The organism is Pseudovibrio denitrificans JCM 12308 (assembly GCF_001310815.1).
Classification (GTDB): Bacteria; Pseudomonadota; Alphaproteobacteria; order Rhizobiales; family Stappiaceae; genus Pseudovibrio; species Pseudovibrio denitrificans.
The window spans coordinates 21,631-46,947 of sequence record NZ_BAZK01000007.1 but is presented as its reverse complement, the minus strand read 5'-3'; the positions used below and the strand labels follow the sequence as shown (position 1 = coordinate 46,947).

At 54.5% G+C, this 25,317-nt stretch carries 18 protein-coding genes and 1 pseudogene; 13 read left to right on the top strand and 6 right to left on the bottom strand.

The features are described 5' to 3' along the window. The first annotated feature begins 10 nt into the window (after positions 1–10). The 4 genes and pseudogenes from JCM12308_RS31455 (at position 11) to JCM12308_RS10295 (ending at position 5,040) form a co-directional block, all read left to right on the top strand. Positions 11–610: a thiamine pyrophosphate-binding protein gene (locus JCM12308_RS31455; protein WP_244271873.1), complete on the top strand. Its 600-nt coding sequence runs from the start codon at positions 11–13 to the stop codon at positions 608–610. Further along, entirely contained in the window at positions 505–1,884 is a 1,380-nt protein-coding gene (locus JCM12308_RS10305) for a thiamine pyrophosphate-dependent enzyme (protein WP_244271872.1), read from the top strand. Before JCM12308_RS31455 ends, JCM12308_RS10305 begins: the two co-directional genes overlap by 106 nt. A gap of 2 nt (positions 1,885–1,886) precedes the next feature. Continuing rightward, complete coding sequence (locus JCM12308_RS10300; RefSeq protein ID WP_054783653.1) at positions 1,887–3,335, top strand: NAD-dependent succinate-semialdehyde dehydrogenase; 1,449 nt, start codon at positions 1,887–1,889, stop codon at positions 3,333–3,335. Further along, positions 3,335–5,040: pseudogene (locus JCM12308_RS10295) on the top strand (dihydroxy-acid dehydratase). The gene JCM12308_RS10300 and the pseudogene JCM12308_RS10295 overlap by 1 nt, the downstream one beginning before the upstream one ends. A 57-nt stretch (positions 5,041–5,097) precedes the next feature. On the opposite strand, the gene JCM12308_RS10290 reads toward JCM12308_RS10295, so the two are convergent. Next, the gene (locus JCM12308_RS10290; protein WP_054783652.1) at positions 5,098–6,198 is read right to left on the bottom strand and encodes a TIGR03032 family protein; all 1,101 of its coding nucleotides are present in this window, start codon (positions 6,196–6,198) and stop codon (positions 5,098–5,100) included. A 93-nt stretch (positions 6,199–6,291) separates the two neighbouring features. Continuing rightward, positions 6,292–9,021, bottom strand: coding sequence for an autotransporter family protein (locus tag JCM12308_RS10285; RefSeq protein ID WP_208609176.1), 2,730 nt, complete (start codon positions 9,019–9,021; stop codon positions 6,292–6,294). A gap of 551 nt (positions 9,022–9,572) precedes the next feature. Here JCM12308_RS10285 and JCM12308_RS10280 point away from each other — a divergent pair. From JCM12308_RS10280 to JCM12308_RS10250, 7 genes are all read left to right on the top strand, one after another. After that, entirely contained in the window at positions 9,573–10,589 is a 1,017-nt protein-coding gene (locus tag JCM12308_RS10280) for a cytochrome-c peroxidase (protein ID WP_373282351.1), read from the top strand. 12 nt (positions 10,590–10,601) lie between these two features. Further along, positions 10,602–12,284 carry a methyl-accepting chemotaxis protein gene (locus JCM12308_RS10275; protein WP_054783651.1) on the top strand — a complete coding sequence of 561 codons (1,683 nt, stop codon included), beginning with the start codon at positions 10,602–10,604 and terminating at the stop codon, positions 12,282–12,284. A 180-nt stretch (positions 12,285–12,464) separates the two neighbouring features. Continuing rightward, positions 12,465–13,694, top strand: a complete 1,230-nt coding sequence (locus JCM12308_RS10270) for an HlyD family efflux transporter periplasmic adaptor subunit (protein WP_054783650.1) — start codon at positions 12,465–12,467, stop codon at positions 13,692–13,694. Then, the gene (devC, locus tag JCM12308_RS10265; protein ID WP_054783649.1) at positions 13,691–14,866 is read left to right on the top strand and encodes an ABC transporter permease DevC; all 1,176 of its coding nucleotides are present in this window, start codon (positions 13,691–13,693) and stop codon (positions 14,864–14,866) included. The genes JCM12308_RS10270 and devC overlap by 4 nt, the downstream gene beginning before the upstream one ends. 8 nt (positions 14,867–14,874) lie before the next feature. Further along, the gene (locus JCM12308_RS10260) at positions 14,875–15,591 is read left to right on the top strand and encodes an ATP-binding cassette domain-containing protein (protein ID WP_054783648.1); all 717 of its coding nucleotides are present in this window, start codon (positions 14,875–14,877) and stop codon (positions 15,589–15,591) included. A gap of 265 nt (positions 15,592–15,856) precedes the next feature. Beyond that, positions 15,857–16,318 (top strand): c-type cytochrome, encoded by a 462-nt coding sequence (locus JCM12308_RS10255; RefSeq protein ID WP_008549133.1) that lies wholly within the window; start codon positions 15,857–15,859, stop codon positions 16,316–16,318. Between the two features lie 3 nt (positions 16,319–16,321). After that, on the top strand, positions 16,322–16,927 hold the full coding sequence (locus JCM12308_RS10250) for a cytochrome b/b6 domain-containing protein (protein WP_054783647.1): 606 nt from the start codon (positions 16,322–16,324) through the stop codon (positions 16,925–16,927). A gap of 53 nt (positions 16,928–16,980) precedes the next feature. On the opposite strand, the gene JCM12308_RS10245 is transcribed toward JCM12308_RS10250, so the two are convergent. From JCM12308_RS10245 to JCM12308_RS10230, 4 genes are all read right to left on the bottom strand, one after another. Next, positions 16,981–18,072, bottom strand: coding sequence for a T6SS phospholipase effector Tle1-like catalytic domain-containing protein (locus JCM12308_RS10245; RefSeq protein WP_054783646.1), 1,092 nt, complete (start codon positions 18,070–18,072; stop codon positions 16,981–16,983). 191 nt (positions 18,073–18,263) lie between these two features. Continuing rightward, positions 18,264–19,334: an ABC transporter ATP-binding protein gene (locus JCM12308_RS10240; protein WP_054783645.1), complete on the bottom strand. Its 1,071-nt coding sequence runs from the start codon at positions 19,332–19,334 to the stop codon at positions 18,264–18,266. 23 nt (positions 19,335–19,357) lie between these two features. Then, positions 19,358–21,565, bottom strand: a complete 2,208-nt coding sequence (locus JCM12308_RS10235; RefSeq protein ID WP_054783809.1) for an ABC transporter permease — start codon at positions 21,563–21,565, stop codon at positions 19,358–19,360. A gap of 98 nt (positions 21,566–21,663) precedes the next feature. Next, on the bottom strand, positions 21,664–22,686 hold the full coding sequence (locus tag JCM12308_RS10230; protein ID WP_014284624.1) for an ABC transporter substrate-binding protein: 1,023 nt from the start codon (positions 22,684–22,686) through the stop codon (positions 21,664–21,666). Between the two features lie 311 nt (positions 22,687–22,997). On the opposite strand from JCM12308_RS10230, the gene JCM12308_RS10225 reads away from it, so the two are divergent. Together JCM12308_RS10225 and JCM12308_RS29560 are read left to right on the top strand one after the other, a co-directional pair. After that, positions 22,998–23,774: a response regulator gene (locus JCM12308_RS10225; RefSeq protein WP_054783644.1), complete on the top strand. Its 777-nt coding sequence runs from the start codon at positions 22,998–23,000 to the stop codon at positions 23,772–23,774. After that, positions 23,771–25,309 carry a HAMP domain-containing protein gene (locus JCM12308_RS29560; RefSeq protein ID WP_208978435.1) on the top strand — a complete coding sequence of 513 codons (1,539 nt, stop codon included), beginning with the start codon at positions 23,771–23,773 and terminating at the stop codon, positions 25,307–25,309. Before JCM12308_RS10225 ends, JCM12308_RS29560 begins: the two co-directional genes overlap by 4 nt. Positions 25,310–25,317: the final 8 nt, after the last annotated feature.

Here is a 25,317-nt window from a genome sequence, read left to right as displayed (position 1 = left end):
GAGTACAGACATGTCTTTATCTGTTCCCACCAGCATGCAAGAGCGAGCCAACTGGCTTCAAGCTCAGGGCGGTCTGGATGCCGCCATCGCCAATGGTCATTTTGCCGAGCAAGTGACCATGACGCTCTCTGAAGCGCTGGTTCTGGGCCTGATGCGGCAAGGCGTCACCAAGTATCTGGCAATCTTCGGCCATGGCTCCACAGAGCTGGGAGAGGTACTGCGCATCTATGAGGATGCTGGTCTTGTACGCACATGGCAGTTCCGCAATGAGGTGGAAATGGCCCATGCTGGTACAGCGCTGCGCTGGGTGTATGGCGAGGTGTGCGCGGTAGTGACCTCCATCGGCCCCGGTGCATTGCAGGCCATGGCTGGTTCACTGGCAGCAGCCTCCAATGGCATCGGCCTCTATCACATCTATGGTGATGAAACGACCTATGGCGAAGGCTACAACATGCAGCAGGTGCCAAAGCCGCAGCAGGGTCTGTTCCAGCAGATCACCTCGCTATGTCACAAGCCTACACGCTGCACACGCCAGAAGCCCTGCGCAATGCACTGCGTATGGGAGCCAGCTGCGTCTATCATCCGTTCAAGGCAGCCCCGTTCTACCTGAACCTGCCTTTGAACACGCAACCTCAGAAACTAGATATCCGGCTGGACAGCCTGCCGACTATTCCAACTTATGAGCCAACCATTCCAGCAGCGGATCATAACCTGCTAGAAGCCGTGGAACTGCTGAAGTCCACCGGTAAAGTCGCCATCAAAGCAGGCGGCGGTTCTCGCCCGTTCGCTTCGCAAGTTCGCGCACTGGCCGAAGCTGCAGGTGCAGTGGTGGTGGAAGCTCCGGGGTCACTGGGCATCCTTCCAGATTCCCACCCCCAGAACATGCATGTAGGGGGTTCCAAAGGTTCCATCAGCGGCAACTATGCCATGCAGGAGGCTGATCTTCTGGTCGCTATCGGTTCCCGCGCGGTATGTCAGAGTGATTGCTCCGGCATGGGCTGGCCCAAAGCTAAACACGTCATCAACATCAACGCCGACCCGGTGGACGTGCAACACTATGCCCAAACCACGGCTTTGAACGGCGATATTGGCGAAGTAGTCAAACTGTTGCTCTCAGAGCTCTCCAAAGGCGGTGTCAGCAACAAAGCTGAGTGGCTGAAAGACTGTGCTGCCAAGAAGGGCGATTGGACTGCCTTCAAATCAGACCTTTATGCAGCAGGCGCAGTCAATGACGAGGTTTGGCATCGCGGTGTGATGACCCAGCCTCAGGCCATCAAAGCGGCAGCAGATTTCTGCAAGAAGCACGATGCCATCAAGTTCTTTGATGCAGGCGATGTGCAGGCCAACGGCTTTCAGGTGGTGGAAGACGACCGTGTTGGTGAAACCATCACCGAAACCGGCGCCTCTTACATGGGCTTTGCCGTCTCTGCTCTCATTGCAGGCGGCGTGGCGGAGGAGGGCAGATACTCTGTCGCCTTCACCGGGGACGGTTCCTTCATGATGAACCCGCAGGTGCTGATTGATGGCGTGGAGCATGGCGTGCATGGCACGATCATCATCTTCGACAACCGCCGCATGGCCGCCATTAGCCACCTTCAGCTCGCCCAATACGGCAACGACTACCGCACCAATGACGGTGTCGCTGTTGACTACATCGCCATGGCCAATGCGGTCGAGGGTGTGCTGGCTATTTCTGGTGGTCACAGCGCCGAAGATCTGAGCGAAGCTCTTGAGAAAGCCAGAGCGCATAAAGGCCTCAGCGTGGTTCATGTGCCGGTTTATCACGGCGAAAACCCGATTGGCGGCATGGGCGCTTATGGCAACTGGAACGTTGGTAACTGGTGCGATGACGTTCAGGACAAATATTTGAAAATGAGCATTTAATCATGACAGATGCGAAACTTCTTATTGGTGGCGAGTGGGTGGCTGCCAGCAGCGGTGATACCCGCGATGTACACAGCCCGGTCACCGGCAAAACCATCGGCACCATCGCCGCAGCAAGTGCAGACGACATTGCCTCTGCACTGAAGCTGTCGAAGGATACCTTCCCGAAATGGGCTGCCGTTCCAGCATGGGAACGCGCCAAGGTTCTGCGCAAAGCCGCAGACCTGATCCGCGAACGCACGCAAGATATTGCCCGCGTGATGAGCACGGAAACCGGCAAGCCACTGGCGGAAGCTGTTGGCGAAACCGGAGCAGCGGCGGATCAGTTTGAATGGTACGCCGAAGAAGCCAAGCGCATCTACGGCCAGACCATTCCGGGCCGCAACGCAGATGAGCGGCTGACTGTAAACTACCAGCCGGTTGGCCCGTCTCTGGCGCTGTCCGCCTGGAACTTTCCGGCACTTCTGCCAGCCCGCAAGATCGCGGCAGCACTGGCCGCTGGATGTACTGTTATCGCTCGTCCGGCTTCTGAAGCGGCTGGCCCATGCTTTGCCATTGGTCAGGCCCTGATGGATGCTGGCCTGATGCCTGGTGCACTGGCAATCCTGACCGGTGACAGCCGCACGCTTGCACCTGCCCTGATCAACGCGCCTGAAATCCGCAAAGTGTCCCTGACTGGTTCCGTGCCGGTGGGCAAAGACGTGATGCGGCAGTGCGCAGATGGCATGAAGAAAGTCACCATGGAGCTGGGTGGCCATGCCCCCGTGGTCATCCATAAGGACTTTGACCCGATTGCAGCGGCGCAGAAGCTGGCTGCCACCAAGTTCCGCAACTGCGGGCAGGTTTGCATTTCGCCAAGCCGGTTCTATGTGCATTCTTCCATCGCGAAGGAGTTCGCGGAAGAGTTCGCTCGCTACGCCAAGTCTCTGGTGGTTGGCGATGGTTTGGAAGAGGGCGTCACCACTGGCCCGCTCATTCGCCAACGCGCCGTCGACCATGCACTGCGCCTGACTGAAGATGCCATTGCCAAGGGTGCTGAGTTGCTCGCAGGTGGCCAACAGCCGAAAAACCTGCCGGAGGGCAGTTTCCTTGAGCCGACGGTTTTGATGAACGTGCCAGATGAAGCCGCGATCATGATCGAAGAACCCTTCGCTCCAGTCGCGCCGATCTCCACCTTCGACGACGTGGAAGACGTGATCGAACGCGCCAACAACACACCATTTGGTCTGGCGGCCTATGTGTTCTCCTATGACAGCGCATTGGCAATCAAAACCGCTGAGCGGCTGGAAGCCGGCATGGTTGGTATCAACGAAACACTACTGGCAACCGCGGAAGCACCGTTTGGTGGCAACAAGGAAAGTGGCTTTGGCCGTGAGGGCGGTTCGCTCGGCATCATGGATTACCTTGTGCCGAAATACACCCGCCACCTGCTAATCTCCCGAGAGATCTGATGAGCAAAAAAGTACAGGGGCTGGAAAACGGCCTGACAAACTATGGCGACAAGGGCTTTGCCCGCTACCTGCGCCGTTCCTTCGCCAAGTCCATGGGCTACACAGATGCCAGCCTCGACAAACCAATCGTCGGCATCTGCTACACTGAAAGCGGTTTTAACAACTGCCACCGGCATTTCCCTGAGATGCTGGAAGCCATCAAGCGCGGGGTGCTGGCTTCCGGCGCACTGCCGGTACCATTCCCGATCATGTCTCTGGGCGAGGTGTTCCTGAGCCCAACCTCCATGGTCTATCGCAACATGATGGCCATGGCCGTGGAAGAGATGATCACCGCACAGCCAATGGACTCCGTCGTGCTGATGGGTGGCTGCGACAAGACTGTTCCGGCCCTGCTGATGGGCGCGGCATCTGCTGGCAAACCAGCCACGATGGTTGTGGCTGGCCCCATGATGACAGGCCGCCACAAGGGCGAGCGCCTCGGTGCCTGCACTGACTGCCGCCGCTTCTGGGCGCAGTACCGCGCGGGCACAGTGGATGAGCAGGAGATCAACCAGATCGAAGGCCGCCTTGCGACCACTGCGGGCACCTGCGCCGTGATGGGCACCGCCAGTTCCATGGCTGTGATTGCCGAAACCCTCGGTATGATCCTGCCCGGCTCCGCTGGTATTCCGGCTGTCCACGCTGACCGCCTTCGCAATGCAGAAGAAACCGGTGTTGTGGCAGCTCAAATGGCGCTCTCAGAGAACGCCCTGACACCAGACAAAATCATGACGCATGAAGCGGTCGAGAATGCCCTGCGTGTTCTGCTTGCTGTGTCCGGCTCCACCAACGCGATCATCCACCTAACCGCTGTTGCAGGTCGCCTCGGCATCGATATCTCGCTGGACCGCATGAACCAGCTTTCCGATGAAACACCGGTTGTTGTGGACCTGAAGCCAGTTGGCCAAGGTACATGGAAGACTTCCATAGTGCTGGCGGATTGGATGGTGTTCTGGAAGCGATCAAGGACAAAGTACACCGTAGTCCAATCAACATTGAGGGCGTTAGCCTTGGTGAGCGTTTGGATGCGCCAAAGGCTGATCCGATCGACCACAATGTAATCCGCACTGCTGACAATCCGGTTGACCCACAAGGCGGACTGATTGCACTAACAGGTTCATTGGCACCAGAAGGTGCTATTCTGAAGCGCGCGGCTGCTACGCCTGAACTGCTGGAGCATGAGGGCAGGGCGGTTGTGTTCTCTTCTCTGGAAGACCTCGCCAATCGCATCGATGACCCAGATCTGGACATCAACGCCGATGACGTAATGGTGCTGCAAAACGCAGGGCCACGCAGCCCATCGGGCATGCCGGAGGCTGGGTATCTTCCAATCCCGAAAAAACTGGCCCGTGCTGGCGTGAAGGACATGGTCCGCATTTCCGATGCCCGCATGAGCGGCACAGCATTCGGCACCATCGTTCTGCACGTGACACCGGAAGCGGATCTGGGCGGCCCACTGGCACTGGTGCAGAACGGCGACCGCATCCGTCTTTCAGCTCAAAACAAGAGCATCGATCTGTTGGTTCCTGAGGAAGAGTTGGAGCACCGCCGCGCGGCCTTCACCTCACCAAACCCGGAACCAGCCCGCGGCTACAAGCAGCTGTATCACAACACAGTTCTGCCAGCGACAAAGGGCTGCGACTTCGACTTCCTGCAGAAAGTCTGAGGGCTCCCACAAAACAAGTGAGCAGGGAAATCTCTGCTCACATAGGCTCACCGAGCCTTAAGCAGGCTCCACGCGTTTGGCAGAGCTTGCAATGGTCCGCAGGTTGCTCACTTCCGGCGATGTGGGCGAGGCTGCGGAAGGCAAACGAACACCTGGCAGCGTACAAACATCCAGCATTTCCTTCACCACACCGCTGAAACGGATCCACTCCACCACATTGCCAGTGTCTAAGTTGACGATCTGCACACCACACCACGGATCAGCATCCCGTTTCTTCAACTCATCATCCAGCGGCAGGCCTTTAAACGATCCATCGCGCGGAAGCGAGAGCCCAACGATGGCATGGCCATTGTGGAACGAAAGCCCGCGCGCGAACCCAGGCAGGAAGCAAACCTCCTGAAATGCCCCGCTCGCCGTATCCACCCAGCCAAGATGGCCAGTACCTGAATTCACTACCCACAACTTGCCTTGATGCCAGCGTGGCGAGTGAGGCATGGAGAGGTTTTCTGTCACCACCTCATTACTGCGCACATCAATGATGCAGCCACCAAGATCCCGTCGATCCCGCCAGCCATTAACCACATCCGCACGGCTCACCATGGTCACATAGGCCGGCCTACCTCCACGAAGCGCTATGCCATTGAGGTGACACCGATCTTCCGCCGCAAGTTTTGAGATGAAGTCCGGTGTCCACCAAGCGGCAAAGGAGTGTACCGGATGCAAGGTGGAAAGGCAGGAGTATATAGTGTTGGCAAAGACGATACTGCCATCTTTCAGTTTCACAATGTCATGGATGTCCAGATCACCGGTCGTATGCGCAACACGGGGCACATAGTACTTGTCTGCATCTCCAATACGCTGGTTCTCTTCCAGAATATTCTCAAAGCGAATGACCTGATTGGCGGTCGCGAGGATCAACGTCTGTGGCTCCGCCCACAAACCCATAGCACGATTTGTGCCCACCGCATGAAAGTGAATGCCGCCACTGGGTTTCACGCCCACCAGAAACAACTGTCCGGTCTGGTAAGAGGAAAGCGCCAACGATACCTGATGGGTGCTGAGCCATGTTGCCAACCCACGTGAGCAGGCGATATCACCCGGCCCCAACCGAACCGGCGCGTCTGTTGTCTGGCCTGCTTGTTCTGATGCAGCGCTCATCTCATCCCCTCATGTGTTGCGAGCTTAAGCAACTATAAGGGCTTTGCGTTGCCCAAACTTCAGGCAGATCTTGGGGTTAGACATGTTTGAGCATCAGAACCTGATGGTGAAATCCAGCTCGATCACATGGATCGTCGCGTTGTCACCAAACTGGCCGTTGTACTCCGCATTCAGGAAGAGGTTTTCCGTCGCCCGCGCATCAATCCCTGCTTCCAGCTCAAAGGCATCTTGTGAGATGGGCGCTCCGTCCACACCGAAGGCCGTGCTGCCACCGAAGGCCAGCAGCGCTGACGGATCTACATCCCCATAGGCATGTCGCCAGCTGAGAGATGCATTGACGTTGACCCAATCAAGAACGTTGTAAGCACCCCTCACACCCAGATTGGTGAAGGTGCTGTCAAAACTACCACCTCGTTTCGTGAGCGCTGCAATGCCGCCGTCCTCAGTGAAACCATCTGTGCGCACATCAATGTAAGACACACCAAAGAATGGCTCAAACACGAAGGCATCAATCAAAGGAAACTCGTAGTTCGCCTCCGCATAGAATTGCCAGCCGCGTCCGTTGTAGCTGCTGTGCTCCCGCTCATCGATTGTAGAGAAATCAACCGTCCTTGCCCCTTCAAGGAAGTGCCAGTTGTAGATACCTGCCAGAACGAAGCCAACGTCCTTCACATCAGTCTCACCATAAATCCCGATGGACCATGTGGTCGCTGATCCGCTGGACGAGCGCGCATCCTGCTTCACATTGGTGCGTCCGTATCCGCCCAGAACGCCTGCCAGGAAGTTATCATCAAACTCCCGATCATACCCGAAGAGCAAGCCGCCCAGACTGTTGTCGAGCGAAGCCGTATCACTTGTGCTGAAGGTGTTGGACCACGCTCCATAACCAATGCCCCAAAGACCGTTGCGACGGTCCTTTTCAGGGTCAAGCGGATCCTGTTCAGGCGCGAGAGACGCTGAGATCGCACCGAGAGAAGCATCAGCGTTGCGGATGCGGTTGTTGATCAACGCCATGCGGCGGTAGTTGTTTTCAACCAGCGCACCCTGAATGGAAGCGTAAATCTCGCCGGAGAGATCATCATAAGCCGCCTGCGCCTCTGCTCCATTGGAAAGCCCTAGCACCGCCTGCGGCAAGGGGTCTGAAAGCGGCAGACTGTCCAACCCAACACAGGCTACGGAACGTTGGTTTTCATTGCCTGCCAAACCGCAGAAGTTGTTGGCCAGTGCTGTTGCCGTCAGCGTGACGGCGGTCGCTCCATAGTTCAGCTCCCAGTCGATAAACAAGGTATCGACCACACTATCAAACGTTCCCGTAACGCCTCCTGCTGCATCCACAATGGTGAACGCACCAACCGGCGCAAATGTTGCCCCACTGGTTTGCACTACACCACCATTCAATGTGGCTGTGCCGGAGATATCCAGCGTGTCACTCGTCGTCATATCCGCATTGAAGGTGACCATATAAGTCGAAGAGGCCTCATTCTGGAAATCGCCAGTGATATCCGTTTCCTGAATATTGGCATCCCCGCCGGGCGAGAGAATCCCGGCGTTTGTCAGCAGATTGCCCGCTCCCAGAATGACTTCAGCCCCGGAGTTAAATCGCGCGCCACTCAGGTTATTGAAGGCGTTGGTTCCGGCATCAAGATCAATGCCATTGGTAGAGGTCAGCGTGCCAGAGTTGTTGATCGTGTCATCCCCGGCACCACCTTTAATGTCGTCTACAACGCCCGAGATGGCGTTGGTGCCGGTAAGCGTAAAGGTGGTATCACCGACTGTCTGAATGTTGATACCAAACGACTGTGCATTGATGGTGCTGTTGGTGAGGTTGACCTGAAAAGTACTCGCAGGTGCAAGGCCATCTGAAATAAGTATCCCATCCGAGCTCGCCCCATTAGCATTGATCGTTCCGCTGTGGGTTACAGTGGCGGTGTTTTCTGAATACACCATAATGCCGTGTGCTGAGTTGCCGCTCGTTGTAATTGTGCCGCTCTGATCAATCGTAACGGCCCCAACGCCGCGAGCACGTGCAAAAATACCGCGCGAGTCGTTACCGGCGGTGGTCAGCGTTCCAACATGCGTGATGCTAACATCTCCCGTCCCATCAGAACGTGCAAACAAGGCTGTACTTGATGTATCCAATGTATCGACATTGCCGGTCTGAGAGATGGTTATGGCACCAGTACTGCCACCTTGCGTGGTGGCGTAAATCCCTTGAGCATACATGTTGCCGGTAGTGGTGATATCACCGGTATGGGTGATCGTAATCTCTTGAGACAAAACAACTTCAATGCCCCGGCTGTAATAGCCGTCCGTTGTAATATCGCCGCTCTGGGTGATTGTCACTGCATCAGCGTCCCTCACCTCAACACCAGAGGCGTATTGGCTTATTGTCTGAATATCACCAGTGTGCGTGAGAGAGACGTTCCCGCCATCTGGGTCTATCTCAATTGCGTTTCGGCCATCTGTCGAGATGAAAAAATCACCGGTATCACTGTTGATCGTGATGTTGCCATTGGAATCAAACTGAATGCCCGGCAGAAAGAAGGAGGGCGTGATATTGCTCGTCACGTCTTCAATAATCAGCGTGGTGTAGGCTCCTCCCGCACCACCCTGAACATCCACTCCAACGGACAAATCACCTGAACACGTCACCGTCGTCCCACTGATCTGACACTGTGGCTGTGGGGAGACTGACTGCGCTCTTGCGGGAACAGTGGCCGCAACAGGCAAGGCGATAAGCGCGGTGGAGAGGAGGAGGGACTGGTATAGCCTGCTGGAAGATACCACTCGCTGTGACTTTACTGATGTGACGGTGCCGCGCATTTAAACCCTCAGACTACTGAACTAAGGCACTTAAACTTCTCGAAATACGCCGAGCACAAAACTCCACCCGTCAATTTGTGCAATGTATGCCGGGCAGTTACGCTTGGATCACTCAGACAGGTTCAACGGCTGGCTCACCACAGAACACAGGCCAAACGATTCCAAAAACAAAGAGTTAACAGTTATGCTGACCATGCATCTGGCAGGTCGCAATCTTTGAAAATTGAGGGCACAGGTTCAGTTGGATTCAACTGACGAGGCGAAGAGCAGATTCTCATTGAATCAAGTTGTCGATCTTGCCGCTTTACGCATGCAGCACGCACTTAATTGTCGCAGTTAAGATCAGGAAAGCAAATCCAGCGCGTGATCTTCAAAACCGACTAAGCGTATAACATCCTATAGAAACAAGGAGTTTTCCAGTTTCAGTGGAAAGCCAGCTAAACTTTACTTCACATATCGGTGAGGGTGCCCAATCAAAACAATCGATAAAGCATTCATTAACGCCTCTTCAGCTAGGGGATCTCCCTTATATTTGCTTAGGGGAGAGCATTGTGTCGTTTCTAGGAAGAGTTGTAGGCAGTCTGTCTGCTGCCGTTGTGTTGGGGCTCACCGGATCTCCTCTGAGTGCTGCAGACATTAATTCACTCAAAGAACAGTATCGCCGACCATTGGAAATCCCTTTTCCAGACAGCGCGCCTTACTCACCGCAGATGGCGACACTCGGCAAAATGCTGTTCTTTGATCCACGCCTGTCTGGCAACAAAAACATCAACTGCGTCAGCTGCCATAACCCGTCATTTGGCTACGAGGTTCCGGTGCCTACCGCTGTTGGATCCGCCAACACGCATCTGGGACGACAGGCACCCACCGTACTGAACGCTGCCTGGGTTGCGCCTATGTTCTGGGATGGCCGCGCAGAAACGCTAGAAGAGCAGGCCGCAGGCCCAATCACCAATCCGGAAGAAATGGACGGAAAGTTCGAGACCATCATCGAGGTCCTTGATGAGATTCCGGGCTACAATAAATGGTTCGGCTCCGTGTTCCCGAATGAAGGGATCACCCGTGACACTGTGCTCACCGCTATTGCCACCTACGAGCGCACCGTGGTTTCCGGTTGGGCACCGTTTGATCGCTGGGTTGAAGGCGATGAAGGAGCAATCTCTGCCTCTGCCAAGCGCGGGTTTGAGTTGTTCAACGACAAAGCCAACTGCGCGCCGTGTCACTCCGGCTGGAACTTCACCGACAACAAGTTCCACGACATCGGCACACCAACAGAAGATATCGGCCGTGGGCTTTATGAGGAAGACAATCCGAAAGCCCAGTTTGCTTTCAAAACTCCGGGCCTGCGCAATCTGACATATCGTGCCCCGTTTACCCATAATGGCAGCATTCCTGATCTTGAAACCATGATCGCCCATTACAACGCTGGCGGTATTGAGCGTCCATCCCGATCAGAGCATGTGCGTCCGCTGGATCTGTCAGAGCAGGAAGTGGAAGATCTCAAGAACTTCCTCGTTTCGCTGACTGCTGAGCGCACCGAAACGCCAATGCCAACGCTGCCAAACTAAGGGCCGGAATCCATGACCATTCGCTACAAAATCTTTATTCCGATCCTCAGCCTCATCATCGTTGCAATGGCTTTGATGGCCTTCCTCGTCTGGCAGGCCGCAGAAGGCCGCGAGAACCTTGGCCGCGTCACACTGAAAGCGCTGGAAGCACAGCGGCTTTCCTTCACCATCGTGAATGACTTTGAGCACGCCAAGGAAGTCGTTGATACAGCACTGGCAATGACGACCTTCATTGAGCCGGAAGAGTTCCGCCGCGAGTTCAACGATATCAATGCGTCTTTGGGTATGGATATTGAGCAGACGCTTGATGTGGCGCTCAATGACGAGATGCGACAGGCCGTGACCTCTGCGCAAACGGCCTTTAAAAACTGGAGCAAGGATGCTGCGATCCTGCTCGGCATCACACCATCTCGCATGATCCCAACCAAGGAGAAGATTGAGCGCCACAATCAGGCTCTGCGCAGCTCCATCAATGCGATTGTGTCTTCCACCGTCTCTGCCAGCCAATCCGCTCTGGCACAGGCCAATGCGGATGCACGCCGGGTGAACATCATCTCCCTCAGCTTTGCGTTGGTTGTTGGCCTTGCCGGCCTTGGCTTTGCTCTGTGGTTAGCGAATGGTCTCAGCAAGCCGATTGTGGCACTGACTTCTAAGATGGGTGAGCTTGCCTCCGGTGCCGTAGATGTGGACCTCAATCTGGCGGCCCGTAAAGATGAGATCGGTAAGATGCAGGACGCAGTGATTGTGTTTCGCGAAAACGCCATTGCCCGCCGTGATCTGGAAGAACAAGCAAAAACAGAGCGCTCCCGCGAGTTGACCCGTCAGCAGAAGAAGGAAGAGGTTGTCGAGCAGTTCCGTGTGGTTCTGGAGCGAAACGTCTCCATGCTTTCTAACCAGTCTATGGAAATGCGCAGCTCTTCTGAGCGTTTGTTTGACGTGGCCAATCAGGCAACCCAGCAAGCGAATAGCGCTGGTGAAGCTTCTGCAAGCGCTTCTCAAAACGTAGAGACTGTGGCTGCAGCGGCAGAAGAACTGGCTGTTTCCATCCAGAAGATCTCCAACCAGTCCACGCGCGCTAATACGCTGGTGGCATCCACCTCTCAGATCGCACAGAACACGGACAACGAGGTCATTGCACTGGCTAAGTCCGCCGAGCAAATCGGCACTGTGCTCAACCTGATCCGTGACATCGCTGAGCAGACCAACCTGCTGGCTTTGAACGCGACCATTGAAGCGGCACGCGCAGGCGATGCAGGAAAGGGTTTTGCTGTGGTGGCGACCGAGGTGAAAACACTGGCAAGCCAGACCGCCCATGCAACTGAGGAAATCTCAGCACAGATCAACGGCATCCAGAGTTCAACCCGCAGCACGGTAGAGGCCATTGGCTCCATCACCGCAGCGGTGAAGGAAATCAGCGAGCTGACCTCGTCCATTTCCGATGCGGTGGAACAGCAGCAGAGGGCAACTGCTGAAATTGCAGAAGCTGTTCAAGCGGCGTCTGATGGAACCGCCAAAGCAGCCAGCAACGTTGTTTCCGTAAGCGGTGCCATCAACGAGACCACCAGTGAGGCAGGTGCAGCCAACCAGTCCTCCGCTCTGCTGGAACAGGTCACCAACGACCTTTCAGCAGAAGTCGACAGCTTCCTCATCCGCATTGCAGAAGAAGAAACCGCACTTCAGGCTGCTTCAGCTTAAGAGACCTGAGATCAACCGGGCTGTCCACTGGGACAGCTCGGGCACTTTCCAGACATCCCCTTCGGCACCCAAAACCCAAAATCCACCTGTGTTACAAATCTGTACATTTTTTGGGTTGCGCGAACTTCATATTAGAATATTAGAAAGTAATAACTAACAAGTCACAGCAGAGGTGGTCCTGTGACCCATCACAATGCGCCAAACAAAGATTTGCCTTTGGAAGACACTGGCATTTCTTCCATTTCCGGTAAAGCACGCAAGGGCTTACCGTTTAAGCGGATCATTCTGCTCATCCCTGTTTTCATCGCCATCATGTTCACTGGTGGAGTCATGGGCATGTACTTCCAACCCGCTGGCCTACGCCTGTTCTATGAAATGACAGGCCTTGAACCGGGGGGAGGAAGTGATCAGAAAATCGCTGTTCCCATCAATACAACCGTTACACCAGAAGACATCAAAGCGCTGGAAGCTGGCGCTGTTGTCGCGCTTGGCAAGTTGATCCCGCGGGACGGCGTGTCAACAATTGCTCTGCCATTTGGAGCAGGGGATGCCCGCATTGCGGACCTTCCTGTTTCAGTCGGGGATTGGGTTGAGAAGGGCACCATCCTCGCATCCCTCGACAATCGCCCGTCTTTGGAGGCAAGTGTTGAAGCAGCAAAAGCTGAGGTAGCAGTTTCTGAAGCCTCGCTCAGCCAAGTTCAGCTTTCCATCAAAGCCAGTCAGGTTGAGAACGAAGCAGATCTGAACCGCGCCAAAACCAATGCGGATCTGGCACGCGCCGAACTGGAACGCACGAAGTCCCTATTTGCCCGCAAGGTTGTAACGGAGGCTCAACTGGATCGTGCAAAGGCGGAAGCAGAGAGTGCGCTGCTGGATGTGGCCCGCAAAGAAGCAACGCTCAAGCGATACAGCAGCACGGCAGATATCTCTCAGGCAGATGTGGAGCTCGCCAAGCGCAAGCTTCAGTCCGCTCAAATCGCACTGCGCACTGCTGAGGTTAATCTGGAGAAATCTATCGTTCGTGCGCCCTTTGATGGCACCGTTCTGGACCTACTGGTGCAACCCGGCGAGCGACCATCTTCTGCGGGCCTGATCGAGTTCGGCAACACCCGTGAGATGACCGCTGAGATGGAGATCTACCAGAACCAGATCGGACGCCTAAACATAGGTGATACCGTGGTTTTGCGGGCCGAAGCTCTGGCGCAGGAACTGCGTGGTACATTGACCGAGATCGGTCTGATTGTAGGTCGCCAGAACATCATTAGCGTAGATCCAGCTGCGAACACCGATGCACGTGTAGTAACGGTGGTCGTTACATTAGATGAGACTTCCTCCGAGTTGGCGGCAAACCTGACCAATCTGGAAATCCTCGGCTACTTTCAACCTGCATCTGAGAGGGACACCAAGTGACCCGCTTTCTCACATGGCTGCTGGGCCGCCTGCCCATAGGCTGGTTGCAGCTGACACACAACAAAGGGCGCTTCGCTGCGGCTCTGGCGGGTGTTGCCTTCGCCAACGTGCTGGTGTTCGTGCAGCTCGGTATGATGGGGGCGCTGACTGGCTCTACACTACAGCCCTACGAGTTGTTTGAGGCGGATATTCTCATCTCTGCCTCCGACGCCAAGTCCCTGACCGAAGGCGGTAACGTTGCCCGCGTGCATATGTTGCAAGCGCTGACGGTGCCTGAGGTGGCTTCAGCTGCACCAGTTTACATCACCAAAGTCGACTGGCGTGTGCAGGAAGATCAGATTGCGGGTTTGCAATTGGTGGGTCTTCCCATTGAGGCCATCGACTTTATGGCGCCAGTGCTGCGTCCTCAGTTCCTGCAATTAGCCTTGCCAGATACGGCGCTGGTTGATCGTAAGACCCGGGGCGGGACAGAAGAGTTTTTCAACTCACTCTCGCCGGAAACGCCCGCAATCTTTGAAATGAACAACCGCCAGATCAAACTGGTTGGCACCTTGCAGATTGGCGCTGGTTTTAGTGCTGATGGTAATCTGGTGATGTCCGACCAAAGCGTACTGCGTTTGTCCCCTTCGCGCAGCTCTGGCGCACCGGACCATATCCTGCTGAAAGTTCAACCCGGCGCCTCTATTGAGCGGGCTGTGGAGCTGCTGAAGCAGGTTCTGCCGACAGATACCCTGAAGATCAGAAGCTTTGCCAAGGCGGCGGCAGATGAGCAAGCCTACCAGACCTCAGAAAAGCCGGTTGGCATCATCTTTGGCTTTGGCACCATCATTGGCGTGCTTGTAGGGATCGTTATTGTTTATCAGGTTCTCAGCACTGACGTAGCTGATCATCTGAAAGAGTACGCCACCTTCAAAGCCATGGGTTTCAGCCAGGGCTTCTTCCTCGGCATCATCTTTGAAGAAGCCATGATCCTTGCCGTGCTTGGATTCTTCCCCGGCGCACTGGCAGCAACGGGCATTTACAAAATGCTGGCGCTGAAGTCTGGACTGCCTGTCGGATTAACACTGGCTCGTGCGCTGATCGTGTTTGTTGGCACACTCGCGGCCTGCGCCCTTTCCGGAACCATCGCAACACGTCGATTGGCACATGCTGATCCGGCTGATCTGTTCTAGGGGGCTGCATGACATACACACCACACGCCCCGATCAGCGTTTCTGGCCTCAGTCATTGGTTTGGTGAAGGGGAAGCGCGCAAGCAGGCGATCTTTGACGTCAATTTTGAGATCGAAAAAGGCAGCCTGACTGTGCTGATGGGGCCATCAGGTTCTGGCAAAACCACATTGCTCACTCTCATGGGCTGCTTGCGAGATGTGCAAAAGGGCCAGCTTTCCTTGCTGGGTCATGAGCTACACGGCGCAGATGAGACTATGAAGATCATGCTGCGCCGTCGTCTTGGGTTTATCTTTCAAGCTCACAACCTGCATGAAAGCCTGACAGCAACACAAAACGTTCTGATGGGCCTTCAGGTTCACCAGAGCGGAGTGAAGGCAACCGTGGATGCAGCGCAGCAGGAAAAAGCAGCGCGGCACATGCTGAGCTTGCTGGGACTGGAAGACCGGCTCGACTATCTGCCAGCTCACCTTTCCGGCGGCCAGAAACAACGCGTTGCTATTGCACGTGCGCTGGTTTCCTCACCGGATATCGTGTTCGCAGATGAACCAACAGCAGCACTGGACAAGGACACAGGTTTGACGGTGGTCGAGCTGCTGAAGGAGCTGGGCGGCAAGCGTGGCATCACCACCGTAATGGTCACCCATGACAACCGTATCCTGCAGCTGGCGGACCGTATTCTGACCATGGATGAAGGGCATCTGGTTGAGGAGGCTGTGCCAGCATGATCTCGCCAACCCAAACATGCAGATGCCCGTTACACCTTGCGACAAACTATTACAACATTCCCATTGAAGCGTTGTTTTGCTCATCTATTCTCAACGAAGACAAGCACAAACGCGACTTATACGGGTATATACATAGATACAGCAGGAATACATAAAAGATCCGATCTGATTTTCAATCAGATGAGAAATCTATATTTCCAATAAGACAAACAAAACCAACCAAACCTCATCAAATACTTTCCAATCACCAAACACGGAGAAATCCATGCGTAAACTATTGATCACCGCACTGGTCGCCATGACTGCAACAACGGCTTATGCAGCCGATGCCAACAAGGAAGACGTGGTCGATGCACGCCGCGCTTACTTCACTCTGCTTGGACATGACATGGGTGCACTGGCAGCGATGGCCAAAGGTGAAGTTGAATACAGCGCCGAGAAAGCAAAAGCAGCTGCAGGCAACATGATGACAGTTGCAAGCTACAACGCAGCAGGCCTTTACATGCCAGGCACCTCAAACGCTGACCTGCCAGGCAAAACCCGTGCTCGTCCAGTGATCTGGGAAGACATGGCTGGCTATCAGGCCAAAGGAAAAGACTTCTATCAAGCACTTGTTGCACTCAACGAAGTCGCTGGCGAAGGCCGTCCTGCACTGGGCAAAGCGCTCGGCCAACTGGGCGGCACTTGCAAAGGCTGCCACAAAGAATTTCGCGCGAAGGACTTTTAAGAAATGACGACTGCGAGCACTGATCATCCTTTGGAAACGCAGGAGAAAATAGGCACCCGTATCTGGGACCTGCCGCTGCGCCTGTTCCACTGGCTTTTTGCAGGCTGTGTGGCCGCCGCGTGGGGTTTAGGCAAGTTCGGGCCTGACGTGATGACGCTGCACTTCTGGTTTGGTTATGCAGTGCTCGCGCTCATTGCGTTCCGCTTGATTTGGGGTTTCATCGGGTCAGAGACAGCCCGTTTCTCAAGCTTCATTTATAGCCCCAAAGCATTGCTCTGTTACATCGCAAAACTGCCAAAACGGCAGGCAAGCAACTGGAAGGGACACAACCCGCTTGGCGGCCTGTTCGTTTTCCTATTGCTGGGCGTCATCGGAGCACAGGCGGCGCTTGGATTGTTCGTGGATCCGGAAGACTACATCAATGTAGGGCCATTCGCTTCATGGGTGGGCATCGACAGCGCCCGCACCGCATTGGCGTGGCATGGCATTCTGGCCCGCGCAACGCTTATTCTGGTGATCCTGCATGTGGCAGCTATCTTCTTCTACCGTTTCTGGAAGAGGGAAGACCTTGTCACACCAATGATTACAGGTCACCGAAAAGCCAAGTGATCAACGCAAAGTTTCAAGCCGGAGCGGAATCATCTGCTCCGGCTTTTTCATGACTAAGTCGCCTCTGTTTCTCGCGCCTGAGCCGTGCGTTTGATTGGTGGCTCTTCAATCGGGCTCTTTTCCATCATCCACGGCTTGTAGTTCATCTCAGGATTATCAACCCGCTTAAACACACTCGGATGAACATGTGGTTGCCCGCGCTCTCTGGCGTTCAGATCCAGCCTCGGCCACACACGTTGCTTCACTTTGTAGATGTACTCAAAGATACCCTCACGCGGGTTATGGATGGTGCCGGTTTCGTCTGGTTTCATCTTGGCAATCACTGCTTTGCGGCTACCTTCGTGAATACGCAGGCCATTGCGCTCCGCGTGCTCCAACATCCAGTTGAAAGTGATATCGGAGAGACGGGAATCTTCATAACCACCCCCAACATCCGTATGCACACCTGCAAACCACGTCTGCTGCATAATCTGGTTGGGAGCTGTACTCTCGTTCCACAAAACCGGATGAAACACCTCACGCTCGTCATCAATGGATAGCGCGTGGTAGGCATTCTTCACCGCTGCTGGCAAAGTCAGGTCGTGGAACTCGTGTTTGAAGCCGGGGAGCTTGTTAATGGCAGCTGAGAGCGGCTTCCATGGCAGGCCGAGTGCGGCAACGGTGTCCCACACGCCGATAAACTCAATCTCCGCCCACATGTTGTGGTGCTTTTCACGAAACTCCTGCGCCTTAGCTTTACGCGCGTGGCCATCACTGATCTGATAGATTTTGTAGGCTTGGTCGATCAGCTCGGGGCGGGATTTCGGTAGGATGCCAAACATCTCAATAAAACCTGCAAGGCTGCGCACGGTGGTGGCGCCACGGCTAAAGCCAAACAGATAAATCTTATCCTTCGCCTGATAGTTCTCGAAAATGAACTGGTAGCATTCCTTCAGGTTCTTGCTGATGCCAAATCCCGTGGCATTGCCCAAAAACCGCGTAAGGCGAGAGCGATGGGCTTTGGTCCCCAGGCCACGATCATAGAACAGCACCTGTCGCTTGGTTCTGTTTTCGCAGATTTTGAAGAGCTTATAGACGTTCGTGTCCGGACCATCGCCACCCTCCTGACCGGTCCCGTCTGAAAACACCACTATATTCTTCGCCATCGCCACCTCCCAAAACTGCAGGGCCACATAAACCTAACGAGCAATCGCAGGTAAGTACAGCTTATGCGGGTATCCACACCTCATGCACCCCGCATATTCTCATGAGCCAGACGTAAAGAAGCCCGGAGAGGGGGATCTCCGGGCTTCTGTTTGAGAAGAGAGGGTTCGGATGGAGGTGGCCGTCCTAGCCCTTATGCTTCTGGCAAAAAGGCCAGCCCCTCTTCTTTCAGGTGGATGAAGGCTTCTGTGCCTGTTGGAACCACAGTTGCACTCAGGTTGTGATCAATGGCGAACAGTTTGCCCATTCCAGTGTTGAGGGAGTACTGGATCTGGTTGCCGAGATAAGCTGCATAGGAGACGCCAGCAGCAATTCCATTGGTCGCACTCTGAGATACGGAGATTCCTTCCGGACGGATCGCCAGCTTTCCGTGCTGACATGTCGGACCGGAGTAAGGCAGCACAACAGTTGCCCCACCAACATTCAGCGAAACGGTGCCTTCGCCGAAACCTACAATTTCACAGTCCACCACGTTTGCGTCACCAATAAAGTCAGCAATAAACGCTGAGTTTGGCTGGTTGTAGAGCTCACGTGGTGTGCCGGACTGTGCAATCTCTGCTTTGTTCATCACGATGATGCGGTCAGAAACCGCCATCGCTTCTTCCTGATCGTGCGTCACGTAGACAGCGGTTAGACCAAGCTTTTGCTGAATTTCGCGGATCTCTTCACGCACGTGACGACGCAGCTTTGCGTCAAGGTTGGAGAGCGGCTCATCCAGCAACAGAACTTCTGGCTCCAGAACCACAGCACGGGCAACTGCCACTCGCTGCTGCTGACCACCGGAAAGCTCTGATGGCAGACGTTCGCCGTAGCCAGCCAGACCAACCATTGCCAAACCTTCTTCCGCTTTGGCTTTGGCTTCCTTAGCTGGCACCTTGTTGACGCGCAGACCGTACGACACGTTGTCGACAACACTCATGTGCGGGAACAAGGCGTAGGACTGGAACACCATGGAGACATTGCGGTAGGTCGCAGTCAGGTGAGTGACATCCTTGCCGCCAATGTAGATGGTGCCTTCAGTGGCTGCTTCCAGGCCTGCAATAAGACGCAGAGTGGTGGTTTTGCCGCAACCACTTGGTCCTAGCAGAGTGACAAGCTCACCCTGCTGAATGTCCAGATTGAGAGGCTTCAGTGCGGTGACAGAACCGTATTTTTTGACAACATCCCGGAACTGTACAGAGCCTGCTTTTTGCATAATAGACATGATTTACTCCAGAAACTCTAGGATTAAGCTGAAGCCAGCTCTTTGTTCTTGTTAGAGGTTTGCAGACGGTTCTGACGGCGCAACTTACGCTGCCCAATGACGACCTGCAGCAGCAAGATGGCCACAAGCATGGTGATGATCAGCACGGAGGAGTACGCAATCGCGATGCCATACTCACCATGTTCAACACGACCCACGATGAACGAGGTTGCCATGTTGTGGCGTGCACTCACCAGGAAGATCACCGCACTCACAGAAGTGATGGCGCGAACGAAGCTGTAAGCCAGAGCCGCAAGGATCGCTGGTCCCATCAGAGGCAGGATCACTTTGCGAACAGTGGTAAAGCTATTTGCACCAAGGGTGATGGACGCTTCATCCAGGCTCTTATCCAGCTGGGACATAGCCGCAATGCCACCACGGACACCCACTGGCATGTTGCGGAACACAAACACGATGATCAGGATGATGCTGGTGCCAGTCAGCTCGATTGGTGGTGTGTTGAAGGCCATGATGTAAGCCACACCAATCACAGTGCCCGGAATTGCAAAGCTGAGCATTGTGCTGAACTCAAACATGTTCTTGCCAGCAAACTTCTGGCGCACCAGCAGATACGCGGTGAGCAGACCAACAACAGCGGTCAGCGGAGCTGCCATGGTGGAGATGGTCAGCGTGGTGAAGTAACTATCCCATGCCACACCGGTCCAGCGGATACCGTTGTTGAAGCTGACGGAGAACGCGCGGATGTAGTGATCAAGCGTGAAAGTGTTGTCGTAACCCCAAAGCTTCACGAAACTACCGAACACAATCATGGAGTACACAACTGCGGTAAACGCTGCCCAAGGAAGCGCGAAGCCGTAGCAAGCCCACTTCAGAGCCGGGTTCAGCGGTGAATGCTGACCAGAGTCGGCCTTACCGGTGACAGTTGCGTAAGACTTCTTGCCGAGCCAGAGACGCTGCGCGATGAAGGCAGACAGGGTGAGCATGAGCAGAACCACAGCTAGCACAGCCGCACGGGATGGATCAGCCACAGCACCCACAATCGCAAAATAGATCTCAGTGGAAAGGACGTTGTAGTTACCGCCCAGAACCAACGGGTTGCCGAAGTCAGCGATACTTTCAATGAAGCCCAGCAGGAAGGCGTTTGCCAGACCTGGGCGCATCAAAGGCCAAGTGACGTTCTTGAAGGTTTGCCACTGGGTTGCGTTCAGTGTCTGAGAGGCTTCTTCCATGGATGGGCTGACGCCCTCAACCACACCAATCAGCACAAGGAACGCGATCGGCGTAAAGGAAAGCAGCTGCGCGAGATAAATGCCGGAGAAGCCGTAGAGCCACCGGCTCTTGGAGATGTCGAACATCTCATGCAGCACATCTGTCACTACACCAGCACGGCCGAACATAAGGATCAGCGCAAGACCAATCACAAAGGGAGGAGTGATGATTGGAATGATGGTGAGAACGCGCAGCAGCTTTTTCGCAGGAAACGCGGTTTTGGTCGCGATCAACGCAAAGGCGAGACCGAGAAGGGTTGTACCAGCACCGGTGAGCACTGCGAGGAAAACGGAATTCCATGCCGGACCACAGGTCTTGCCACCAGCAAGGCAGGCAAGACTCCAGATATCGCTGGAGAAGAAGCGGGTAAAGAAGGCCGTAATATCAAAGCTGCCATCTGATGCTTCAAAAGCGCGGATCAGGATTTGGGAGACCGGATAGAAGACGAAGGTCACTACCAGTGCAATGATGAGGCCGATACTGCCGACGATGAACGCATCACCGCGGCCCTGACCGAGACCTGAGATGCTGGTGGTGAGGATGAAGAGCAGAGCGCCAGCGGTGAGCATGGCACCGGCACCAAAGCCAATCTGTCCAGACGCAGCTGAACCGAAGTTAAGCGCATCATTGAACAGTTCAGGGCCGGTTCTGCCAATTGCAAAGCCCTGCGCAAACAACAGAACGATGCCTGTAATGGACAGAATAACAAGGGCTTTTGCACGGGTGCGTTCATCTTTCAGCACAGCAAACGACAGGGCAATGCCCACGAATGCCAGTGCCAATGGAACAAACCACCAGCGGCCATAAAGCAGAGCTTGGAAGAGGGCAGGTGCGGCGTCTTCGCTGAGGAATTCGCTGAACAACCAGCTAAAAGACCAAAAGCCGCTATCTACTGAGTACCAGGGAAATATGCAAAATCCCACTATTCCGGCGGCGAGCCAGAGCGCAATTGTCTTTCGCATGATGTTGATCCGAGAGTTTTGTATTGGCGCAAGCGCGAATACGAAGCAATGCATGTAAGGGAAGGGCGGACGGGTCCGCCCTTCAGCGCTTGATTTACTTAGTGAGAAGCGTTTTTAACTTCTTCGTTCCAGCGCTTCAGAAGGCGTTCACGAGTAGAACGCTCACCGTATGTTGCAAAGTCGTAGTCGATCAGCTTGATGCTTGCCAGATCTGGGGACTCAGGAGCAACAGATGCTTTAGAGTTGGAAGGAACCTGGAAAGATTTCACTTCAACAGAGCGGGACTGAACATCTGGACGCAGAGCGTATTCAACGAACTGTTTTGCCAGCTCAGGGTGCTTAGCACCTTTGATCACACTCACAGCACCCACTTCGTAACCGGTACCTTCGCAAGGAGCCACAATCTTCAGCGGGAAGCCGGAACCTGCCAGTTTCACCATATCGTGCATGAAGCCGATGGAGATGGTGGTTTCGCCGCGAGCCGCAGCTTTACTTGGTGCAGAACCGGACTTGGTGTACTGGTTCACGTTCTTGCCGATTTCAGTCAGCAGACGATAAGCTTCATCTTCACCAAACAGCTGAACGAATGTTGCCAGCTCAGTGTAAGCAGTGCCAGAGCTGTTCGGGTTCGCTACCTGAATTTCACCCGCATATGCTGGGTTGGTCAGGTCTTTCCAGCAAGCTGGTGCTGGCAGGCCGCGCTCTTCCAGAACTTCAGAGTTGTAAGCGATGCCCAGAGCGCCTGCGTAGATGCCCACGGTGCCACCGTTGGAGATCTTGTGCATGTTGGATGCCCAGCCAAGCAGCTCGCTGGTGTCAACGCCTGGATCCTGTGTCAGGCCTTCAAACGCTGCGATCAGGTGTGGATCGCCGGTGCCGCCCCACCAAACGTCGATTTTAGGGTTGCTTGCTTCTGCACGCACCTGAGCGAGGGTTTCACCGGTGCTCTTACGAACCATCAGAACTTCATTGCCGGTTTCTTCCTCAAAACCGCGCGCCATCAGTTCACACCAATCCTGCTCAGCACCGCAGACCATGTTGAGTTCTTCTGCAGAAGCCGTTGCAGGAAGTGCAGCAAGGAGGCCAACAGCAGCAAGACCACCTAAAAGAGCGTTTTTCATTATCTTCTCCCAAGTTAAAACGCATGTAAGTGTAACAACTTATAAGTACACCCACATCATCACGTAACTTGATTTGAAAATTACATGAAACATCACAGGAACGCTTATGATTTACCGTTAAGTATGTTCTCATTTAGCAGATATATATTTTAAATGTTACATTTATTACAGAAATGAGTTACATATGAAATATTAGAATTATTGATGACAAGGCACTTTCCCGTGCATTGTCGCCGCAATCTGAAAAAATCAAAACGACCTCCGAGTATGCGTCTGGGAGCATGGTACGGGTTGCGAGGAAGGTTACGTCAATGACCGAGAGTTGGGATAGGTCGCCCTCAAAGGTAGCTGTCGTCGATGATGATCCGGCTATCCGTGAGGTGTTGCAGGAGTTGCTGCACGAGTATGGATTTCAGGCACTGCCTTGCCATGGGAGTAAAGACCTTATTGAGCTGAAGGAGCTGGAAAGCCTTGATCTGGCTATCATCGATCTGAAACTGGACGGTGAGAGCGGCATGATGCTGGCTCAACGCCTGCGCACGTCCTATGACTTTCCAATCATCCTGCTGACTGGCACCGGCGATGAGGTAGACAAGATCGTAGGACTGGAAACCGGTGCCGATGATTTCTTGATGAAGCCGTTCAATCCGCGTGAGCTCATTGCGCGCATTCGTGCGGTTCTGCGTCGTTACAAACGCAACGTTCCGGCTGAACCTGAGCCAACTGTTGCTAAAGCACCGGCTCCACAAGCTTCAAGTGCTGGGATCATTCCACTCGGCGAGCTCTCCTTCATCTGCGATGAACGGCGTTTGCTGGATACGAACCTACGGGAAGTAAACCTGACAAACTCCGAGTTACGCCTGCTAGAGTTCCTCATCGAAAACCCGAACCGACCAATAGATCGGGTTGAGCTGCTGGAGCATCTGGGCGGCGATCTCTCTCGCTACATGGACCGCACCGTTGATGTGCTGATCCTGCGTTTGCGTCGGAAAATTGAGGCTAATCCTTCCAAACCGGTCTTTTTGCAAACCCGACGTGGCAAAGGTTATGTCTTCGCGCTGGAAGATGCGGCTATAGATCTGCCATGACCCTACTGCCTCAACGTGTGAAAGCCCTGCTTTCCATCAAAACACGCCTGCTTGCAGCCATCACTCTGCTGACCTTCGCAACTTTGTTTGCAGGGTCCATCGCGTGGTACTGGCTGGATCAGGCCAATGTGAAACTCGTTGGGCATTATCAGAAAACCATCGAAGCCATTGCAAGCTCCCTGCAGCTTGCCAACAAATCCGCTGGTCTGGTCAGTTCTGCTCCGTTCATTCTGAACCTTTCCTCTGTCTATCAGATCGAAAACGAAGGCTCCCGGTTGCTGGTGGAGCTGAGCAAGGCAGAACAGCAGTATCGCGACAACTTTCCTCTGTCTCGTCAGGAAGGAAGCCTTGGACGGTTCCTACCTGAAGTGCAGAAGAACCTCTCCCTTATGCGTTCGCAAGTGGCCGTGCTGGTCAACGCGGCTCAGCAGATCAGCGAGTCTGAAGATCAGGTGCGCCGCGTTCTTGTAGACCTGACAAAGATGGAACGTCTGGCCGTCAAAAACTCCTCCACGTTCTACCAGAGTGCAGAGGAGCGCAAAGCATGGCAAGGGATTGGACAAGCCGCCAATCTGTTGATCTCCGCAGCCCATGTCACCGACTTCCTCAGCCTTGGTGAACTGCGCCGCCGCTATCACGTGCAGATGACGGATCTTGATGGGATGCCAGCGCCAGAAATTCAGCAGGCAATTCAGGCTCTAAAAGCCATCGCCGAAGATGAAACAGGGCTTTATGCCACCCGCCATTTGGCCATGGCTGGACAGCTGGAAGCGCGCAACGCTCTTTTCAAAATCAAATCCAGCGCTCAGACGATCAACCAGCTTGTTGCTGAGTTTGTACGCTTGTCTGGTGAGGAGATCGCCAAACAGCGACAGGAAACCTACTCCTACATCTCCAGCGCCCAGCTCGTCGTTCTGGTTACCGGGATAGCCAGTATCACTCTGGCTTTGATCTCAGCGCACTACATTGCAGGATACGTTACCAAGAACATCAACCGCATCTCCCGCGCCATGTCCAATCTGGCAAAGGGAGATCATTCCACCGTACTGCCGCGTCCGGCCAGACAGGACGATGAGATCACACGTCTGCTGCACTCCTTCCGTATCTTCCGCGCCAACTCCATTCGCTTGAGACGCATTTATGGACAGCTGCAGCGCAAGACGGAGCTGTTTGAGACCACCTTCAACTGCATTGCTGAAGGGCTGGTGTTGACCAATGACTCGTTGGATATGACGGCTTGGAATCCACGCCTTGCAGAAACTCTCCGCATCAAAGAAACCGACATCAAAGCGGCTAAGGACATTCGTATCCTCATCCAGAATTCCGGCTTTCGATGGAAAGACGCGAATGTACGCCCCCATGGCAGCCGCTTCCGGTTCGCTGAGTTGATCCATGATGATGGTATCCTGATCGAAGTGCGTAAGAGCCTTTACCGGAAGGTGGTGCTGTCTGGTCATTCTCGGATGCAACAGATCGCCGCTTTGTACAGGAGCAGGCGCGGCAAAAGCAGAAGCTGGAGAGCCTTGGTCAGCTGACAGGTGAA

Coding starts and splice junctions, on each gene's coding strand:
- JCM12308_RS10300 (WP_054783653.1), top strand. CDS start 1,887: ATGACAGATGCGAAACTTCTTATTGGTGGCGAGTGGGTGGCTGCCAGC.
- JCM12308_RS31455 (WP_244271873.1), top strand. CDS start 11: ATGTCTTTATCTGTTCCCACCAGCATGCAAGAGCGAGCCAACTGGCTT.
- JCM12308_RS10275 (WP_054783651.1), top strand. CDS start 10,602: ATGACCATTCGCTACAAAATCTTTATTCCGATCCTCAGCCTCATCATC.
- JCM12308_RS10230 (WP_014284624.1), bottom strand. CDS start 22,686: ATGAAAAACGCTCTTTTAGGTGGTCTTGCTGCTGTTGGCCTCCTTGCT.
- JCM12308_RS10285 (WP_208609176.1), bottom strand. CDS start 9,021: ATGCGCGGCACCGTCACATCAGTAAAGTCACAGCGAGTGGTATCTTCC.
- JCM12308_RS10225 (WP_054783644.1), top strand. CDS start 22,998: ATGACCGAGAGTTGGGATAGGTCGCCCTCAAAGGTAGCTGTCGTCGAT.
- JCM12308_RS10235 (WP_054783809.1), bottom strand. CDS start 21,565: ATGCGAAAGACAATTGCGCTCTGGCTCGCCGCCGGAATAGTGGGATTT.
- JCM12308_RS10240 (WP_054783645.1), bottom strand. CDS start 19,334: ATGTCTATTATGCAAAAAGCAGGCTCTGTACAGTTCCGGGATGTTGTC.
- JCM12308_RS10290 (WP_054783652.1), bottom strand. CDS start 6,198: ATGAGCGCTGCATCAGAACAAGCAGGCCAGACAACAGACGCGCCGGTT.
- JCM12308_RS10255 (WP_008549133.1), top strand. CDS start 15,857: ATGCGTAAACTATTGATCACCGCACTGGTCGCCATGACTGCAACAACG.
- JCM12308_RS10250 (WP_054783647.1), top strand. CDS start 16,322: ATGACGACTGCGAGCACTGATCATCCTTTGGAAACGCAGGAGAAAATA.
- JCM12308_RS10305 (WP_244271872.1), top strand. CDS start 505: ATGTCACAAGCCTACACGCTGCACACGCCAGAAGCCCTGCGCAATGCA.
- JCM12308_RS10260 (WP_054783648.1), top strand. CDS start 14,875: ATGACATACACACCACACGCCCCGATCAGCGTTTCTGGCCTCAGTCAT.
- JCM12308_RS29560 (WP_208978435.1), top strand. CDS start 23,771: ATGACCCTACTGCCTCAACGTGTGAAAGCCCTGCTTTCCATCAAAACA.
- JCM12308_RS10245 (WP_054783646.1), bottom strand. CDS start 18,072: ATGGCGAAGAATATAGTGGTGTTTTCAGACGGGACCGGTCAGGAGGGT.